18 protein-coding genes are annotated in these 18,176 nt (G+C 73.9%); 9 read left to right on the forward strand and 9 right to left on the reverse strand.

Annotated features, from left to right (window positions below):
• The first annotated feature begins 55 nt into the window (after nt 1-55).
• The gene (locus tag GLX25_RS01650; RefSeq protein WP_166548329.1) at nt 56-928 is read left to right on the forward strand and encodes a carbohydrate kinase family protein; all 873 of its coding nucleotides are present in this window, start codon (nt 56-58) and stop codon (nt 926-928) included.
• Between the two features lie 27 nt (nt 929-955).
• On the opposite strand, the gene GLX25_RS01655 is transcribed toward GLX25_RS01650, so the two are convergent.
• The 4 genes from GLX25_RS01655 to GLX25_RS01670 form a co-directional block, all read right to left on the reverse strand.
• The gene (locus GLX25_RS01655; protein WP_155840444.1) at nt 956-1,381 is read right to left on the reverse strand and encodes a pyridoxamine 5'-phosphate oxidase family protein; all 426 of its coding nucleotides are present in this window, start codon (nt 1,379-1,381) and stop codon (nt 956-958) included.
• A 56-nt stretch (nt 1,382-1,437) separates the two neighbouring features.
• The gene (locus tag GLX25_RS01660) at nt 1,438-2,862 is read right to left on the reverse strand and encodes an MBL fold metallo-hydrolase RNA specificity domain-containing protein (protein ID WP_155840445.1); all 1,425 of its coding nucleotides are present in this window, start codon (nt 2,860-2,862) and stop codon (nt 1,438-1,440) included.
• 3 nt (nt 2,863-2,865) lie between these two features.
• Nucleotides 2,866-3,702 (reverse strand): universal stress protein, encoded by an 837-nt coding sequence (locus GLX25_RS19260; RefSeq protein WP_155840446.1) that lies wholly within the window; start codon nt 3,700-3,702, stop codon nt 2,866-2,868.
• Between the two features lie 94 nt (nt 3,703-3,796).
• A complete protein-coding gene (locus GLX25_RS01670) occupies nt 3,797-4,714 on the reverse strand; it encodes a DNA-3-methyladenine glycosylase family protein (protein ID WP_166548330.1) in 918 nt (305 codons plus the stop codon).
• Between the two features lie 99 nt (nt 4,715-4,813).
• Here GLX25_RS01670 and GLX25_RS01675 point away from each other — a divergent pair, with 99 nt between their 5' ends.
• The 5 genes from GLX25_RS01675 to GLX25_RS01695 all read left to right on the forward strand — a co-directional run bounded on the left by GLX25_RS01675 (nt 4,814) and on the right by GLX25_RS01695 (nt 10,066).
• Nucleotides 4,814-5,815: a TIGR00341 family protein gene (locus tag GLX25_RS01675; protein ID WP_166548331.1), complete on the forward strand. Its 1,002-nt coding sequence runs from the start codon at nt 4,814-4,816 to the stop codon at nt 5,813-5,815.
• A 192-nt stretch (nt 5,816-6,007) separates the two neighbouring features.
• Nucleotides 6,008-7,150: a trans-sulfuration enzyme family protein gene (locus tag GLX25_RS01680; RefSeq protein ID WP_155840447.1), complete on the forward strand. Its 1,143-nt coding sequence runs from the start codon at nt 6,008-6,010 to the stop codon at nt 7,148-7,150.
• A gap of 65 nt (nt 7,151-7,215) precedes the next feature.
• A complete protein-coding gene (locus tag GLX25_RS01685; protein ID WP_205719798.1) occupies nt 7,216-7,731 on the forward strand; it encodes a hypothetical protein in 516 nt (171 codons plus the stop codon).
• Nucleotides 7,732-7,819: 88 nt separating this feature from the next.
• Complete coding sequence (locus GLX25_RS01690; protein ID WP_155840448.1) at nt 7,820-8,764, forward strand: hypothetical protein; 945 nt, start codon at nt 7,820-7,822, stop codon at nt 8,762-8,764.
• Nucleotides 8,765-8,773: 9 nt separating this feature from the next.
• A complete protein-coding gene (locus tag GLX25_RS01695) occupies nt 8,774-10,066 on the forward strand; it encodes a DNA polymerase domain-containing protein (protein ID WP_155840449.1) in 1,293 nt (430 codons plus the stop codon).
• Between the two features lie 19 nt (nt 10,067-10,085).
• On the opposite strand, the gene GLX25_RS01700 is transcribed toward GLX25_RS01695, so the two are convergent.
• Nucleotides 10,086-10,673 (reverse strand): TetR/AcrR family transcriptional regulator, encoded by a 588-nt coding sequence (locus GLX25_RS01700; RefSeq protein WP_155840450.1) that lies wholly within the window; start codon nt 10,671-10,673, stop codon nt 10,086-10,088.
• A gap of 78 nt (nt 10,674-10,751) precedes the next feature.
• Between GLX25_RS01700 and GLX25_RS01705 the strand changes: the two genes are divergently transcribed.
• The 3 genes from GLX25_RS01705 (at nt 10,752) to GLX25_RS01715 (ending at nt 13,254) form a co-directional block, all read left to right on the forward strand.
• A complete protein-coding gene (locus tag GLX25_RS01705) occupies nt 10,752-11,828 on the forward strand; it encodes an SDR family NAD(P)-dependent oxidoreductase (protein WP_155840451.1) in 1,077 nt (358 codons plus the stop codon).
• A gap of 134 nt (nt 11,829-11,962) precedes the next feature.
• Complete coding sequence (locus GLX25_RS01710; RefSeq protein WP_155840452.1) at nt 11,963-12,979, forward strand: SDR family oxidoreductase; 1,017 nt, start codon at nt 11,963-11,965, stop codon at nt 12,977-12,979.
• Between the two features lie 104 nt (nt 12,980-13,083).
• Complete coding sequence (locus tag GLX25_RS01715; protein ID WP_155840453.1) at nt 13,084-13,254, forward strand: hypothetical protein; 171 nt, start codon at nt 13,084-13,086, stop codon at nt 13,252-13,254.
• A gap of 29 nt (nt 13,255-13,283) precedes the next feature.
• On the opposite strand, the gene GLX25_RS01720 is transcribed toward GLX25_RS01715, so the two are convergent.
• The 4 genes from GLX25_RS01720 to gcvPA are packed head-to-tail and all read right to left on the reverse strand — an operon-like array spanning nt 13,284 to nt 18,168.
• A complete protein-coding gene (locus GLX25_RS01720) occupies nt 13,284-14,042 on the reverse strand; it encodes an SDR family NAD(P)-dependent oxidoreductase (protein ID WP_155840454.1) in 759 nt (252 codons plus the stop codon).
• Nucleotides 14,032-15,168, reverse strand: coding sequence for an ATP-NAD kinase family protein (locus tag GLX25_RS19265; protein ID WP_166548332.1), 1,137 nt, complete (start codon nt 15,166-15,168; stop codon nt 14,032-14,034). The genes GLX25_RS01720 and GLX25_RS19265 overlap by 11 nt, the downstream gene beginning before the upstream one ends.
• A 1-nt stretch (nt 15,169) precedes the next feature.
• The gene (gcvPB, locus tag GLX25_RS01730; protein ID WP_155840455.1) at nt 15,170-16,744 is read right to left on the reverse strand and encodes an aminomethyl-transferring glycine dehydrogenase subunit GcvPB; all 1,575 of its coding nucleotides are present in this window, start codon (nt 16,742-16,744) and stop codon (nt 15,170-15,172) included.
• Nucleotides 16,741-18,168, reverse strand: coding sequence for an aminomethyl-transferring glycine dehydrogenase subunit GcvPA (gene gcvPA / locus GLX25_RS01735; protein WP_155840456.1), 1,428 nt, complete (start codon nt 18,166-18,168; stop codon nt 16,741-16,743). Before gcvPA ends, gcvPB begins: the two co-directional genes overlap by 4 nt.
• Nucleotides 18,169-18,176 lie beyond the last annotated feature (8 nt).

An 18,176-nucleotide genomic window follows, 5' to 3' on the forward strand; every position in this document is an offset into this window, starting at 1 on the left:
CACGGCAGGATGGGGGGCGGATGCCGCGTCCCGCGCGGCCGGACGGGAGCAGTGCGTGAGCGGCAGGGTCGTGGTCTCCGGACCGGCGTCGTGGAACCGGATCGTGCAGGTCGAGCACCTGCCGGAGCCCGTGCCGCACATGCAGTTCGCGCTCGGCGACCACGAGACGGTCGGCGGGACGTCCGCCGGCAAGGCGCTGGGGCTGGCCGCGCTCGGGCGCCCGGTGACCCTGTTCACGCTCATCGGGTCGGACCCGGACGGCGAACGCCTGCGCGGCATCCTCGAGCGCGTCGACGGGCTCGGGCTCGACGTCGTCGACGGAGTGCGCACCGAACGCCACCTCAACCTGATGACGCCGCTCGGCGAGCGCGTCTCGATCTACCTGTCGACGCCCGACGACCGGGACTCGCCCGAGGACGATCGGCTGACCGCCGCCATGGAGGACGCCGCGGCGATCGTGCTCGACCTCTCGGAGCGGTCGCGCCGGCTCATCCCCGACGCGCGCGCCTCGGGGCGACCGATCTGGACCGACCTGCACGACTACGACGGCGAGAGCGAGTTCCACCGGCCGTTCCTCGACGCGGCCGACGCGGTGTTCCTCAACGCCGACCGGCTCGGGGGCGACCCGATGCCCTTCCTGCGGCGCGCGGTCGACGGCGGCTCGCGGCTCGCGGTGTGCACGCTGGGCGCCGAGGGCGCCGTGGCGCTCTCCTCGTCGGACGGCGCGGTGACCGGGCACCGCGCCGACGCGGTGCCCGTCGAGGTGCTGGACGCGAACGGGGCCGGCGACGCCTTCATGTCGGGCGTCCTCCACGCGATGCTCGATGGGGCCGGCGTCGACGCGGCACTCGAGGTCGGCGCGCAGCACGCGGCATCCGTGCTGGTCACGCGCCACCTGCACCCGACGCTCGACGCGCTCGTCGGCTGATCCGGTCGGCCGCCGAGCGGCCGTGCCTCAGCGGCGGAACTCGCGCCCGCGCACGTCTGTCGGCTGGATCCGGACCCACCGGTCCTTCGACTCCGGCGCCCAGGGGTGCACGCCGAGGGTCTCGGCGTGCTCGATCTCGCTCTGCCGCTCGAGCTGGCGCGCCTCGCCCTTGACGACGACGCTGAAGGCGTCCTCGTCGGTGTAGCCGTCCACCTCGAAGGCGACGTGCGAGTGGATCGTGAGTTCGAGCAGCTTGGTCCCCGCCGCCGTGCGGAAGACGATCGCGGGTCCGTCCACGCCGCCGGGGTCGACCACGTGGTTCACCGGGAAGATGTCGACCTCGCCCGCCGCGAACACCGCGATGCGCCCGAACGGCGCCGCCTCGATGCGCCTCCAGCACTCCTCCTCGCTGAGGTGCTGCGTGGGGGGCCGCAGGTCGTCCTGTTCGTCCATGGGGCTTCCTTTCCTGAGTCGTCCGGTGGTCGGAGCGTATCGCGAGGCCGCCTCCGTCAGATCGACGCGTCGATGGCCGCGACGGGGTCGAGCGGCGCCGCGCGGGCCGACCTCGGCACGATCTCCGCGGCCTGGTGGTGGTCCGGCACGCGTGCCGCCCAGCCGAGCTCGCGCCGGATCCGCGCGCGAAGCGTGTCGGCCGCGTGCGCCTCGCCGTGCACGACCCACGTCATGCCCGGCGGCTCCGGCGTGCCGCGCATCCAGGCGAGGACCTGCTCGGCATCGGCATGCGCCGACATCGACTCGACCATCACGACCTCGGCGCGGATCGGGAGGTCCCGTCCGAACAGCCGGAGCGAACGTTCGCCCGCCTGCAACGCCGCCCCGCGCGTGCCGCCGGCCTGGAAGCCGGTCAGCACGATCGCGTTGTGCGGATCCGAGCCGTACGCCTCGAGGTGGTGCAGGATCCGCCCGCCGGTGAGCATCCCGCTCGCCGAGAGGATCACGAGCGGGCCGCCCCGCAGGTTGAGCAGCTTCGAGTCGTCGACGGACGTGACCCGCCTCGCGAGCCCGTACATGCGCCGCAGCTCGTCATCGCCGAGCCGATGCTCCTCGGGGTGGCGCTCGTAGATCTCGACGGCGTCGACCGCCATCGGGCTGTTCAGGTAGATCGGGACGTCGGGCAGCTCGCCGCGGTCCGCGAGGCGCGAGAGATGCAGCAGCACGGTCTCCGTGCGGCCGACCGCGAACGCCGGGATGAGCACCACCCCGCCCCGCCGCGTCACTCGCCGGATGACGTCGCCGAGCTGGTCCTCGGGGTCGTCGGCCGAGTGCGTCCGATCGCCGTACGTCGACTCGACGACGAGCACGTCGCTCGACTCGAGCGGCTCGGGGGGCCGCATCAGGGGGTCGTCGGCGCGGCCGAGGTCGCCGGTGACGTGCACGGTCGCTCCGTCGACGTCGAGCCGCACCTGCGCCGCGCCGAGGATGTGGCCCGCGTGCACGAGGCGCACGTCGATCCCGGCGGCGAGGCCCCGCGTCTCGTGGAAGTCGAGCGGCTCGAACCGCGGCATCGTCCGGCGCACGTCCTCCGACGTGTAGAGCGGGCGGGGGTCGGCGTGCCGCGACCAGTGGCGGGATGCCGCGTGGCGGGCCTCCTCCTCCATGAGGTACGCGCTGTCGGCCAGCATGATCTCGGCGAGCTCGATCGTGCCCGGACTGGCGAGGATGCGGCCGGCGAAGCCGTCGCGCACGAGCGCCGGAAGGTAGCCCGAGTGATCGAGGTGCGCGTGCGTGAGCACGACGGCGTCGATCGACGCCGGCTCGACGGGGAAGGGCTGCCGATTGCGCGCACGGAGCACCTTGTAGCCCTGGAAGAGCCCGCAGTCCACGAGCACGCGCGCACCGTCGGACTCGACGAGGTGACGCGACCCGGTGACGGTGTCCGCCGCGCCGAGGAACCGGATGGTCCGCGCGCCCATGGCCTACCCGACGTCGCTGACCACGATGACGGGCCCGGTCGCGCGGAGCAGGAGGTCGTGGCTCACCGAACCGAGGAGGAACCGTGCCATGCCCCCGGCCGTGTGGCTCGCGACGATCACGACGCTCGCGGACTCGGTGGCCTCGGCCAGGATCGCCGCCGCCGCGCCGCGCTCGAGCCGTCCGCTCGGATCGGCCGAGTGCTCGCGGGCGAACGCCATCGCGTCGTCGAGCACGTCGCGACGCATGTCCTCCATGAGCGAGACGTCGCTGAGGTACTCGATGTAGGCCGAGTTCCAGCTCGTCGGGACGAGCCACGCGTGCACGAGTTCGAGCGGCTCGCCGAGTCGCACCGATTCCTCGATCCCGAAGCGGACGGCCTCCTTCGCGCGAGCGGACCCGTCGACGCCGACGACCACGCCGCGGCGCTCCGCCGCCTCCCAGTCGGGCGGGATCACGGCGACCGCGCCGCGACCGCGCCGGCCGGCCAGGCGGGCGCCGAGCGTCCAGGCGGTCTCGTGGCCGCTCTGCGACGCGCCGACGACGACGAGCGCGCCGCCGTCGAGGTAGGCGGCCAGCTCCTTGTCGGGACGGCCGTGGACGGTGAGCGTGTCCACGGTGCGCCCCGGGTGCTCGGTCCGAAGCCGTTCCGCGCGGTCGATGAGCTCGACTCGGGCCTCCGGGAGGTCGCCGGTCGCACGCAGGTACTCGCTCGACGTGTCGGCGCCGGGCACCGTGTGCACGATCAGCAGCGGCGCCGCGTCGCCGCGCGCCGCGGCCCACCTCAGCGCTGCCTCGGAGTTCGGGGAGGCGTCCCACCCGACGACGACCTGCGTGAACACGTCCGATCACCTCTTCGTGGCTCTGCCGACTGCGTGCCCCCAGCCTCGCCGAGCACCGTCGCGGCCTCCGGGCCGAAGGTCACTCGGCCGGGCCTCAGCGCCCGCGGTGGTCGACGAACGACATCCGGGGGCCTCGCCGCGGACGCCCGTGCAGCCCCGCCGCCATCATCAGCCGGATCACCCGGTAGCGCTGGCCGGCCCAGGGCGCGAGCGCCTCGAGCATCCCGTCGTCGGTGAGGTCGCGGCCGAACAGCGCGTGGCCGACGTAGTTCGCCAGGTGGTAGTCGCCGACCGACACGGCGTCGGGGTCGCCGAGCGCGCGCTGCGCGACCTCGGCGGCGGTCCACGCGCCGACGCCCGGGAACAGCGTCAGCCGGGCGGCGGCATCGGCGTGCGAGAGGTCGGCCGCCTCCTCGACGCGGGCGGCGCGAGCGGCGACGCGCTGGATCGCGGCCGCGCGCTTCGGGTCGACCCCCGCCCGGTGCCACTCCCAGACCGGGACGGCGCGCCATCCGTCGGCCGAGGGCGCGACCCGCATCGGCCGGGGCACCGGACCGGGTGCGACCGTGCCGAACGCCAGGACCAGGCGGCGCCACGACGCGTGCGCCTGCAGGGTGATCACCTTCTGCTCGAGGATGGCCGGCACGAGCGACTCCAGCACGCGCGCGGTGCGCGGCACGCGCAGGCCGGGGTTGCGCCGGTGCGCGGCGTCGAGCTCCTCGACCCCGGTGCGGAAGCCCGTCGTGTCGTCGCGCTCGCCGAGCATCGACGGGGCGAGGGCGATCGCGGCCGCCGCACCCGCCCCCCACGCCTCGACGCGGACCAGGTCGACGTCGCGCTGCACGATGCGCAGCGTCGCCGGCCCCGCGTCGGTCAGCGTCGCCCGCCAGACCGCACCGTCGGGCGTGCGCGTGAACGTCGGGTCGCCGGGACCGCGTCGCAGCACGCCGAGCGTCTGCGCGACGTCGGTCTCGTGCGGGGCGCGCCAGTCGAGCGCGAGGTCGGGACTCACCCCTCCAGTGTGCGCCCCGCCACCGTCGCCGTTCGAACGGCTGCCGGAGTCGCGGCGCGGGCGGTTGTCGCCGCACGCCCCCGATGGGATCATCCGGATGTGGCGAAGTTCACCGCGCTGCTGCTTCCGAGCCTGCAGCGCAACCCGCTGACCGACCTGCTCGACCAGCTCGACCTCGGGTCGGGCGATCGGGTGGGCAAGCGCAGCGGCTTCGTGATCATGCTCGTGCTGTCGGGCATCATCGCGGCGGCCGGCGTGCTGCTCGACTCGACGGCCACCGTGATCGGGGCCATGATCATCGCGCCGCTCGGCACGCCGATCCTCGGCATCGCCGCGGGCATCGTCACCGGTCGCGCGCGGCTCGTCGTGGCATCCGTCGTCTGGGTCGCGGGCGCCGTGGGCGCCGTCATCCTCATCGGCGCCGCGTTCTCGATCGTGCTGCCGTCGGGCGCGAACCTCAGCGCCAACGCCCAGATCGCCGGGCGGACCTCCCCGCAGCTGATGGACCTCGTCGCCGCGCTCGCCACCGGCGTCGCGGGCGCCTTCGCGATGAGCCGCAAGGACCTCAGCGCGGTGCTGCCCGGCGTCGCGATCGCGATCTCGCTGGTCCCGCCGCTCGCCGTCGTCGGCGTCACGCTCGGCCAGGGGGACTTCGACGGAGCCATCGGCGCGTTCCTGCTGTTCTTCTCGAACGTGGTCTCGCTCATCATCGCCGGGGCGATCGTGTTCACGCTCGCGGGCTACTCGCGGGACGCGCTCGCGCAGCCCGGGCGGCGTCGGCGCGCGTACTCGATCATCTCGGTGCTCACCGTGCTGACCGTGATCCCGCTCGGCCTGAACACGCTCGTCATCGTGGCCCAGGCCACGTGGACGGCCCGGATCCAGACCGCCGCGTCCGCGTGGATCGCCGACGGGGAGGGCGAGATCGACGGCATCACCTGGAAGAGCCTCGTCGCGCGCATCTCGGTCCAGGCGCCCGGGGGGCGGATCCCGCCGGTCTCGGAACTGCGCGACGCGCTCGAGTCGGAGGTGCCCTCGATCGTCGCCGTCGAGGTGGATGTCACCGACGCCGTCGTGCACCCCGTCATCGAACGGGACTGACGCCCGGTCGCCACCGCCGACCCGCGAGCGCTGATCCGCGAGCGCTGATCCGCGAGCGCGTGTACTTCCGCCGAGCGCAATTGCGTTCGCATTCACGTTCGGCGGAAGTACACGCGCTCGGCGGGCCGACCAGCGCGCTCAGCGGCCCCGCCTCTGCGAGGATCGGGGGACCGCCGCACACGAGGAGCACGAATGCACGACCACGACGACGCACCCGCCATGCACCCGGAGACCGTCGCGGTGCACGCCGGCCGGCCGCCGCGCGAGCCCGACGGCCCGATGAGCACGCCCGTGCACCTCGCATCGACGTTCCACGAGGGCGGCCCGACCGCCTACGGACGGTACGGCAATCCGTCGTGGACCGCGTTCGAGGAGGCGCTCGGCGCCCTCGAGGGAGGAGCGTGCGTGGCGTTCGCGTCGGGCATGGGCGCGATCTCGGCGGTCCTCGCGCTCGTCCCGACGGGCGGCGTCGTGGTCGCGCCGCGGCACTCGTACACGGGCACGATCGGCCTGCTCGACGACCTCGTCGCGACCCGCGGCGTCTCGGTCCGGTACGTCGACGTCCGCGATGCCGACGCGGTGGCGGATGCCGCGCAGGGCGCCGACCTCGTCTGGGTCGAGTCGCCCACCAACCCCGCGCTCGAGGTGGCCGACCTCGCCGCGATCGGCCGCGCCGCACGCGCCGCGGGCGCGCTCTACGCGGTCGACAACACCTTCGCGACCCCCCTGCTGCAGCTGCCCCTCGAGTCCGGCGCCGACCTCGTCGTGCACTCGGCGACGAAGTCGATCTCGGGCCACAGCGACGTCGTCATGGGCGCGGTGATCGCGCGCGACGCCGACCTGCGCGACCGCATCGCGACGCGCCGCAGCCTCGGCGGCGCCATCCCGGGCCCGCTCGACGCGTTCCTCGCACTCCGCGGGCTGCGCACCCTGCCCGTTCGACTGGAGCGCGCGCAGGCGAACGCGCGCGAGCTCGCCGCCCGCTTCGCGAACCACCCGGCGCTCGACGAGGTCCGCTATCCGGGCTTCGGCACGATCATCTCGATCGTCGTCGCGGGCGGGGCGGATGCCGCGGAGCGCGTCGCGGCCTCCACCCGCGTGTGGGTGCACTCGACGAGCCTCGGCGGCGTGGAGTCGCAGCTCGAGCGCCGCCGCCGCTGGCCCGCCGAGGCGGACACCATCCCCGACGGCCTCGTCCGCCTCTCGGTCGGCCTCGAGCACGTCGACGACCTCGCCCGCGACCTCGAGCAGGCGCTCGGGCACGCGGCCGACCCGGGCGACGGCGCGGACGGTGCGCGGGCGAGGACGGCCCCGCCCGCGGCATCCGGTCACTGACCACGGCGCGGGCGCCGCGGCATCCGCGTGACCTTCGGCCCACCGCGCACGAGCGGGCGCGGAACATGCTGGTGCCGACCCGGCCCGCGTCGAAGGGGGTGTCGACGATGACCATGCAGGGCATCGCGCGCCGGGTGCTGCTCACCGTGCAGGTCTTCGTCGGGATCACGAGCGTGCTCGGCGGCGCAGCGCTCGTGCTCGGCGGGGTGATCGACCTCAGCGGGACCGCGCTCGCCATCCCGCGCGACGTCCTCGAGGGCTCGCCGTTCACCTCGTTCGTGATCCCGGGCCTGGCGCTCGCGATCGTGGTCGGGGGCACGCACCTGCTCGCGTTCGCGATGCTCGCGCGGCGCATGCGGTGGGCCATGGTCGCGTCGGCCGTGGCCGGCTTCGGCATGCTCGTCTGGGTCTTCGTCCAGATGGTGTTCATCCCGTTCAGCCCCCTGCAGTCGGTCTACTTCGGCCTCGGGCTCCTCGAGCTCGCGGCGACGCTCGTGCAGCTCGACATCCTGCACCCGTGGGCGCACGCCACGGTGCACCGCGAGCACGCGTCCGAAGCCGGCGCCGAGCGCCCGACCTGAGCCGCATCGGCGGCGCTTCCGCCGCCTCGTGATCCGTGCCATGGTGGGGACCAGGGGCACCTGCTGCCGGACACGAGATGAGGTCGTCATGACCCGGATGCCGCGGAACGGAGTGTTCGCCGGGCGCCGGGCCCGCGCCGGCGCCTCGTTCCTCGCGGTCGCGGTCGTGCTCGCGGCGACGAGCGTGTCGGTCGACCTCGCCGTCCCCGGGTTCGCCTCCGCCGTCCAGCGCTCGGTCGTGGGCACGCTGTCCGACGTCGTCGAGGTCGTCGCCGTGTGGGGCGCGCTCCCGCTCGGGCTCCTGCTCCTCCTCACCGCGGGCGAGCCGCGGGCCTGGCGCGGCTGGGCGGCCGTGGTCGCGGCGGTCGCCGCGCCGATCGCGGTCCAGTTCACGGGCGTCGGCGACTCGCCATTCCTGATCCTGCTCGCCCTCGCGGCCGCCGTCGGCGGGTATGCGCTCATCGCGCTCGGCCTGTCCGAGCGGCGCGGCGATCCGGGTCGTCCCGAGTCCGTCGCGGTGGCGGTGGCGGTCCTCGCCGCTGCCGAGCTCGCGGTGGTCGCGCTCGGCGCACTGCACCTCCTCGTGTGGAACCCGATGGCGGCCGTGCCGGAACTCTCGCTCGCGCAGATCTACGGGATCCTCGTCGAGCGGTACGGGGTGGTCGACGGCGGACCGTTCGTGTGGGCGTTCGGCGCCACGCTCGCCACGGTCGCCGGGTCGATCGTGGCGATCCAGGGCGCCCGACGAGGGATCGTGTCCACCCACGACGTGGTGACGGTCGGACTGCTCCTCATCCACGCGACGACGTTCTTCCTCTGGTGGGCGGGGTTCGCGCTCGGGCTGAACCTCGCGGACGCGTTCGCGACCGTCGGCGGCGACGTCTCGTCGGTCGGCTCGCTGCTCGCGCTCGTCGGGGCCTCCTGCCTCGCCGCGGCGATCCTCCTCCAGCTGCGTCGCGCCCCCGTGCGCGACGACGACCCGGCCGCGAACCCCGGCGGGATCGAGGACGCGCCGGCGGCCGTGACCCCCTAGCGTGGTGTCATGGCTGCACGCAGCGACGATGCCGTGGTCCTCGAGGTCGGTGGCCACGAGGTACGAGTGTCCCACCCGGGCCGGGTCGTGTTCCCCGAGCCGGGCCTGACGAAGCTCGACCTCGTCGAGTACTACCTCGCCGTCGCGGACGGCGCGCTGCGCGGCGCCGGCGGACGCCCGATGGTCCTCAAGCGGTTCGTGAAGGGCATCGGCGCCGAGCCGTTCTTCCAGAAGCGCGTGCCCGAGAACCACCCCGACTTCATCGACACGGCCACGCTGCAGTACGCGCGCGGCACCTCGGCCGAGGAGGCGGTGGTGCGGGACGCCGCCGGCCTCGCGTGGGTCGTGAACCTCGGATGCCTCGACCTCAACCCGCATCCCGTGCGCGCCGAGGACCTCGACCACCCCGACGAGCTGCGCGTCGACCTCGACCCCATGCCCGGCGTCGACTGGTCGCAGATCGTGGACGTCGCGATGGTCGCGCGAGACGTGCTCGAGGACCACGGACTCGTCGGCTGGCCGAAGACGTCGGGCTCGCGCGGCATCCACCTGCTCGTGCGCATCGAACCGCGGTGGGACTTCCGGGCGGTGCGGCTCGCGGCCGAGTCCCTGGCGCGCGAGGTCGAGCGGCGCGCGCCGGGCCTCGCGTCGGCGCGGTGGTGGAAGGAGGAGCGCGGGGAGAGCGTCTTCGTCGACTTCAACCAGAACGCGAAGGATCGCACCGTGGCATCCGCCTACTCGGTGCGCCCGCTGCCGGACGCCCGGGTGTCGACGCCGCTCGACTGGGACGAGGTCCGCTCACGGCGGCCCGCGGAGTTCACCGTCGCGACGGTGCTCGAGCGCTTCGGCGAGCGCGGCGACCCGCACGCGGGGATCGACGACGCGGTCGGCTCACTCGACGGCCTGCTGCGGTTGGCGGAGGAGCTCGGCCCGGCCGAGAAGGCGCCGCGGGGCGCATCCCGCGGCGACGGATCCGGCCGCCGCGTCTCGACGATGCCGCTCATCGAGGTCGCCCGCACCGAGACGAAGCCCGAGGCGCTCGACGCGCTCGACCGGTGGAAGGCGGCGAACCCGGAGGTGGTGCCGCACCTGACGCCGGCCGACGTGCTCGTCGACGGCATGCGCGGGTCGAGCTCGCTCTGGTATCGGGTGCGGGTGAACCTGCAGCACGTGCCCGAGGCCGGGCGACCCGAGCAGGGTCCGCTGCTCGCGGACTACGACCCGTGGGCCGGGCGGTGGCCGGGCGGGTCCGGCGATGGCGGCGGCAGCGGTGGCAGCGTCGACGGCGACGGGGTCGACTGAGCCCCGAGCCGACGGCCGATCAGCCGGCCCGCGGCGCGAAGGCCGAATGCAGCAGCTCCCAGGCCCGATCGGCGGTCGCGGCGCGCTCGGCCGGCTCGGTCCGCGCCACGAGGCCGGCGAGCATCGAGATCGCGAGCAGCACGTCCTCGACGTCGACGTGCGCGCCGAACCGGCCGGCGGCCCGTTCGTGCTCGACCGCGGCCACGGCGATGTCCCGCACGCGTGCGCCGAGGCGCTCGACGCGGGGGTCGTGCGGGTGCGCGGTGATGAGGTCGATCAGCGCCGTGGAGACGATCGCCTGCGCGATCACGCCCTGGAGCAGGGCGTCGAGTCCGGCGTCGGGCGGGGCGACGGCGGCCTCGAGCTCGTCGAGGTTCTCCTCGTAGACGGCGACCGCGAGCGAGAGCCGGTCGGGGAAGTGCCGGTAGAGGCTCCCCTGCCCGACGCCGGCCCGCTTGGCGATCGCGCTGAAGGGCGCCGAGAGGCCGTCGGCGGCGAAGATCTCGCGCGCCGCCGCGAGGAGGGCGCGCCGGTTCGCCGGCCCCGCGCTCGGGCCGAGGTTCGGCTTGCGCGGTTTGGGACCTTCTCCCTGTCGACGCTCGGACATGGGTGCTAGGTTACTACCGGACAGAGTTGTCCGGTGTCCTCCGAGGACACGGACCGAGAGAAACAGAAGGAACCCCTCATGAGCCCCAGCAAGCCCCTCACCGGCGACTCCTCGATCAAGACCTGGCTCGAGGACCCCGTCGGCGGGCCCATCATCCGCGACCTCCTCTCGCAGGCCGGACAGGACCCCGACGTCCTCCGCCCGGTCCACCGCCTCGCGCTCAAGCGCCTCATCAAGCTCAGCAAGGGCTCGTTCTCGCAGGAGATGGTCGACCAGCTCGTCGCGCGTGCCGCGGCGGGCGACGTCCCCGCCGGTGCCGCCGCGGCATCCGCCCCCGAGGCCGCCGCCCCCGAGGCGCCGGCCGCCGACGAGGTCGACGCCGTCGAGCGCCCCGAGTGGGTCGAGCGCATCGACCAGGGCCGCTTCACCGGCAAGACCGTCATCGTCACGGGCGCCGGCTCGGGCATCGGACGGGCCACCGCCTCGCGCATCGTCCGCGAGGGCGGCAAGGTCGTCGCGGTCGACGTCTCGCAGGAGCGCCTCGACGACTTCAGCGCCGAGCACGACGGCGCCGAGGTCGTGACGCTCGTCGCCGACATCACCGACGACGCGAAGATCGCCGAGATCATCGCGGCAGCGGGCGGCCGCATCGACGGCCTCGCCAACATCGCCGGGATCATGGACGACATGACACCGATCGGCGAGCTCACCGACGCCGTGTGGGAGCGGGTCATGCGCGTGAACGTCGACGGCACCATGAAGCTCATGCGCGCGGTCGTGCCCGGCATGCTCGCGCAGGGCTACGGCTCGATCGTGAACACCGCCTCCGAGGCCGCGCTCCGCGGCTCCGCCGCCGGCGTCGCCTACACGGCCTCGAAGCACGCCGTGGTCGGCCTCACCAAGTCGACCGCGTTCATGTACGGCCCGAGCGGCCTGCGCGTGAACGCCGTCGCCCCCGGCCCGACCATCACCAACATCGAGGCGACCTTCGCCTCGCCGCTCGGTGCGCAGCGCGTCCGCCAGGCCATGGCGGTGCTGCCGGATGCCGCGGAGGCCGAGGCCCTCGCCGCGTCGATCACCTTCCTGCTCTCGGACGACGGCGTGAACATCAACGGCGTCGTGCTGGCGTCGGACGGCGGCTGGTCGGCCGCCTGACCCCTTCGGTGGTCGAGTAGCACGCGAAGCGCCCGTACCGAGACCTCGCACGCGGTCTCGATGCGCGCCTGCGGCGCTCCTCGACCACCGGAACGACTCGACCACCGACGGCGGCCCCGTGACAGCATGGAGCGATGGGCACCAGCGCGAAGCGGATCCTGTTCATCGGCGGCAGCGGCGTCATCAGCTCGGCCTGCGTGAGACGCGCGGTCGAGGTCGGGCACGACGTGACCGTGCTGAACCGCGGGGGCTCGTCGGGCCTGCGCCCGCTGCCCGCCGACGTGCGGCAGGTCGTCGGAGACATCCGTCGCCCCGACACGATGCGCGCCGCGCTCGGCCGCGGCACCGGCGACCCACTGGAGTTCGACGTCGTCTGCGAGTTCCTCGCCTTCACGCCCGAGCACGTGCAGGCCGACCTCGACCTCTTCGAGGGGCGGATCGGGCAGTACGTCTTCATCAGCTCGGCGTCGGCGTACCAGACGCCGCCGAGCCGACTGCCGGTCACCGAGTCCACGCCGCTCGTCAATCCCGAGTGGCAGTACTCGCGCGACAAGATCGCGTGCGAGCAGCTGCTCGTCGACGCCGTGCGCGACCGCGCGTTCCCCGCGACGATCGTCCGCCCGTCGCACACCTACGACGCCACCCTCATCCCGACGCTCGGGCACTGGACGGACCTTGCGCGCATGCGCGCCGGACGCCCCGTGGTCGTGCACGGCGACGGCACGAGCCTCTGGACGATCACCCACCACGACGACTTCGCCGTCGCGTTCGTCGGCCTGCTCGGCAACCCCATGGCCGTCGGCGACGCCTTCCACATCACGGGCGACCACGCCCCGACCTGGAACCAGATCTACCGCCGGCTCGCCGACGCGGCCGGCGTGCCCGACGCCGAGCTCGTGCACGTGGCATCCGAGACCATCGCCGCCGTCCACCCCGACTGGGGACCCGGACTGCTCGGCGACAAGGCGCACTCGATGGTCTTCGACAACGCGAAGGTGAAGGCGCTCGTGCCGGAGTTCCGCACCACCATCACGTTCGACGAGGGCGCGCGCCGCATCGTCGACTTCCACGACGCGAACCCCGGGCTCCAGGTCGTCGACCGAGTGGCGGATGCCGCGTTCGAGCGGATCCTCGCACTCCCCCGCCGATGAGGTGTGAGCTTCCTGCGACCCCGTTCCGCCGCCCGCGCCCGCGGGTCTAGCCTGAGGGCACGCGGCCGCCCGACCGCCGGGACGGCCCGCCGGAGGAGGATGCCATGACCAGCTTCGTCGACCCGCTCGAGGGCCCGTTCAGCCGTGGCCAGGAGGCCGAGATCGAGTTCGAGGAGGAGCTCGAGGCCGAGGGCCTCGGCGAGGACGAGGTCGAGGTCGTCATGGAGGACGTCGCCGACCCCGAGGACGACGAGGAGGAGTTCGGCGGGCGCTGAGCGACCCGCCGAACCCGACGGCGCGGCGGCTACGCGATCCCGCCGCCGTCGATGACGAGCGCCGATCCGGTGACGTAGCTCGACTCGTCGCTCGCGAGCCACACGACCGCCGACGCGATCTCATGCGGTTCGCCCATGCGCCGCAGCGGCCGGTCGGCGGCCTCGGCGAGGAACGCGTCGGCGTCCTGGCCGAGCTGGCCGGCCTCGTCGCGCAGCATCCCGGTGTTCACGTCGCCGGGGTTGACCGAGTTCACCCGGATGCCCTGCGGCCCGTGGTCGATCGCGAGCGCGCGGGTCATGTTCACGACGGCGCCCTTCGACGCGCAGTACGAGATCGCCTGCCCGCCGCCCTTCAGGCCCCAGCCCGATCCGGTGTTGACGATCGAGCCGCCGCCGGCGGCGGCCATGACCGGGACGACGTGCTTGCACATGAGGAAGATCGAACGCACGTTCACGCCGAAGACCCGGTCCCACTCCTCGACGGTCGTCTCGACCGCGGTGGTGCGGCGGATGATGCCGGCGTTGTTGAAGACGACGTCCACGCCGCCGAACTCGGCGACGGTCGTGGCGACGACCCGCTCGATGTCGGGCTCGATCGACACGTCGGCCCGGACGGCGATCGCGGTGAAGCCCGCATCGCGGATCTCGGCGGCGACGGCCTCGGCCGCCTCGCCGTCCAGGTCGACGACGGCGACCGCGGCCCCCTCGGCCGCCAGGGCCTTCGCGGTCGCGCGGCCGATGCCGCCCGCTCCGCCGGTGACGATGGCCTTCTTCTGCTCAAGGCGCATGGACTGCTCCCTCGTTCTCTGGTGCGTGGACTGGATAGATGCTGGTGGTGGATGGTCCGGTGACGACGTGCGCGAAGCCGGCGAGCCGCGCGTCGACACCTGCATCGCCGGTGTCGACGAGGAGCGGACGGCCGCCGAGGTCGATGAGCTTCTGCTCCGGGGCGACGACCATCACGGGATCGTCGCCGATCGCCTCGACGACGCGGGCCGAGAGCTGTTGGTTGCCGCGGCCGAGGAGGAAACCCTGCCCGCCGATGATCGAGACGACCGCCCGGGCGGGGCCATGGGCGACCTCGGCGAGCAGCTCCTGCTCGCTCGCTCCGGCGACGACGACACGACCGTCGAGCACGACGTCGACGCCCAACGGGGTCTTCTCGACGCCGAGCTCGCGCGCGACCTCGGCCATGGTGCCGCCGGGTCCGAGCAGGTAGCGGATGCCGGGCCGCAGGCGCGTGGCTGCACCGCGGGCCGCGAGCCGCACCGCGGCCTGCTCGTCGGCGGGCGTCGCGGCCTTCCGGGCCTGGGTCCGTCCGGCGCGGTAGGGCACGCGGAGCGTGCCGAACAGGCGGGGTTCGACGCGGGCCCGGCGCAGCTGCTCCTCGTCGACGTCGAGCACCTCGCGTTCGGCCGTGGGCAGTCCGCGCTCGTCGAGCCAGGCGGCCGCGAGGGCGCCGGCCGCGCTCGGGCCGACCGCGAAGGCCGGCGAGTACATCTTGACGCCGGCCGGGATGCCGAGCGCGACCGCCGACGACGGCAGGCCCGCCGCGACATCCCGTGCCGTGCCGTCGCCGCCGGCGAAGAGGACGAGCTCGACGCCGACGTCGGCGAGCGCCCGGGCCGCGTCCGTCGTGTCCGTCGGCGACGTCGGGCTCCGCTGGTGCCACACCACGATCGGCCTGAGGCCGGCCGCGCGCACGGCGTCCTCCCCCATCGGACCCGCCGCGGTGACGACGTGCTCGTCGGGCCGCGACGCCGCGACGACCGCGAGGGCCGCCGCCGCGCGTCCGGCCGCACGGGATCGAGCGCCGCGCTCGCCCGCGCGCCGCTGCACGTCCGCACCGTCGCTGCCGGCGAGCCCGGCGGGCCCGCCGATCCCGGCGACGGGGTTCACGATGAGGCCGATCACGTCAGGCCCCGACGGCGTCCGGGTACTTGCGGCGGTACGCCCGCCAGGTGATCGCCCAGCGCTCGGGGTCGTCGAGGTCGTCGTGGTGCGTGTGGTGCACGGTCTGGTTGTGCGGCGCGGTGCGCACGACCTCCGGCGTCTCGCGCGCCTCGCGCGCGACCTCGGCGAGGACGTCGGCGTACTCGTCGAGCTCGGCCTTCGAGTACGACTCGGTCGGCTCGAGCGTGAACGGCTGCGGCACCACGTACGGGTGGTGGCTCGTCCAGTAGTGCATGCCGAAGTCGCTCGCGCGGATGCCGATCTCCTCCGAGCTGATGCCCGTCTCCTCGAACAGCTCCTGCCAGGAGTAGCGGACCTGCTCGATGCGGCGGCGGCCGGTCGCGTACGGCGCCGACGCGCCCGGGATCTCGAGGATCCGCTTCATGAGGTAGTTGTTGTTCAGCACCGCGGTCTCGGCGACGGCACGGAGACCCTCGGCGCCGAGGGCCATGATCCAGGCGTAGGCGCGGACGATGTTCGGCACGACGCCGTGGAACGGCCCGATCGCGCCGATCGAGCGCGGTCCGCCCTCCTCCACGCGGTACCGATCGCCGTCGCGCACGACGCGCGGCCCGGGCAGGAACGGCGCGAGTGCGGCGCTGACGCCGTTCGCCCCGGTGCCCGGTCCGCCGGATCCGTGCGGGGTGCCGAACGTCTTGTGCACGTTGAAGTGGCAGACGTCGAAGCCCGCGTCGCGGGCGCGGGTGATGCCGAGGATGCCGTTCGCGTTCGCCTGGTCGTACGAGGCGAGGGCGCCGACGGCGTGCGCGGCATCCACCCATTCCCGGATCGCCGGGTTGTAGATGCCGGTGTCCTCGGGGTTCGTGACCATGATCGCCGCGGTGCGGGGCGAGAGCGCGCGCTTCAGCGCGGCGAGGTCGGGGTACCCGTCGGCGTCGGGATGCAGCGTGATGACGTCGTACCCGGCGGCCTTCGCCGCGGCGGCGTTCGAGGGGTGGCTGAAGATCGTCGTGATGACCTCGCGGCGCTGCGCCCCCTCGCCGTTGGCCTCGTGGTACGCGCGGATCATGGCGATGTTCGCCCAGATCGCCGCGGAGCCGCCCTGGGTGTGCAGGGAGACCTCCTCCATGCCGGAGATCTCGGCGAGCATGCGCTCGGTGCGCCAGATGATCTCGAGCGCGCCCTGCGCGTCGGCCGGGTCCTGGAGCGGGTGCATGGCCGAGAGCTTCGGCGTGCTGATCAGCTGCTCGTTGACCTTCGGCGCGTACTTCATGGTGCAGGTGCCCTGGCCCACGTCGACGTTGAGGTCGGCGCCGAGGTTCTCCTGCGAGAGGCGCAGGTAGTGCTTCAGCACGCGCATCTGGCCCATCTCGGGGAGTGCGGGCGGGGTCCGGCGGGCGAGGCCCTCGGGCAGGGTCGCGACGACGTCGCCGACCGTGTCGCGGACGCCCGGTTCGACCGCGGTGACGAGCACGCCGCGCTCGCCCGGCGTCGACAGCTCGAAGATGACGGGCTCGTCCCAGCGCGCCTGGTGGAAGCGGCGGTGTGCGGGCTTGGGGGCGATGGGCAGGCTCATGCGCGGTGCTCCTCGGGGGTCGCGACGGTGTCGAGGGTGGCTGCGGCCTCGGCGGCGGATGCCGCGACCAGGCCGGTGACGGCGGCGGCGAGCCGGTCGATGTCCCGCTGCGAGGTCAGCTCGGTGACGCACACGACGAGCTCGTGCTCGCCCGCGGGGACGCCCGGCTCGATGCCCTCGGCGCGAAGCGCGTCGACGACGCCAGACGCGGTCAGGCCGGCGCCGGCGACGTCGATCGCGAACTCCCGCAGGTGCACGGCGCCGTCGGTGAGGCGGATGCCGGGGATGGCGCCGAGGGCGCGCTGCGCGTACGCGGTGCGGGCGAGCAGCACCTCGCCGAGGTCGCGCATGCCCTGCGGTCCCATGAGCGCGAGGTGCACGCCCGCGGCGATGCCCCACAGCGCGGCCGCGGTGCCGACCCACTCCTTGCCCTCCTCGCGGTGGGCGAACGAGGTGCGGTCGTAGGCGACGTCGCCGAAGCCCACCTCGCCCGGCACGTCGGTCGTGGCGAGGCCGAAGAGGCGCGAGGGCATCTCCATCACGAAACGCGGGTCGTCGTGCACCGCGATGAACCCGCCGTGCGCGCCGCCGTACCACTGGTGCAGGCCGAGCGACTGGATGTCGCCGCAGACGATGTCGGCGCCCTGCTCGGCGGGCGGCGTGAGCACGCCGTACCCGACGGGGTCCGTGCCGACGACGAGGATCGCGCCGACGGCGTGGGCGGCGTCGGCGATCGCCTGGAGCCGGTGCTCGACCGCGCCCGTGCGGCTCGGCGTCTCGATCCAGACGGCGGCGACGTCGCCACCGAGCCGGTCGGTGATGCCGGCGACATCCGCCGTGCCGTCGACGGGCGGGACGGTCTCGAGGTCGAGGTGCACGCGCACGTAGTCGCGCACCTTCGAGAGCTTCGCGGGCAGCACGTCGCTCGCGACGAGCACGCGGCGCCGGCCGGTCATGCGGCCGGCCATCGCGAGCGCGGTCCCCGTCGCCTGGAACCCGTCGTAGGTCGGGACGTTGACGACGTCCATCGCGAGCAGCTCGCCCATGAGCGACTGGTACTGCCAGAGGGCCTGGAAGCGGCCGTGGTCCTCGTACGGCTCGCCCGCGTAGGCGGTGAGGAACTCGCTGCGGCCGATGACCTCGTCGACGACGGCGGGGACGTGGTGCGCGTACGTCCCCTGGCCGAGGAAGCTCAGCCGTTCGGTCGTCGGCACGTTCCGGGCGAGGAGCCCCGACACGTGCCGAGCCAGGTCCTGCTCGGCGACGAGCGGCTCGGGCAGGTCGAGCGCGCGGCCGAGGCGGAGGTCCGCCGGGACGTCGGCGTAGAACTCCTCGACGGATGCCGCGCCGACGGCGGCGAGCATCTCGGCGCGCACCTCGGGCGCGGTGTTGGGGATGTACGGATGCACGAAGGGTTCGCTCATGGGTGGTG

It is taken from the genome of Agromyces luteolus (genome assembly GCF_009729855.1).
Classification (GTDB): domain Bacteria; phylum Actinomycetota; class Actinomycetes; order Actinomycetales; family Microbacteriaceae; genus Agromyces; species Agromyces luteolus.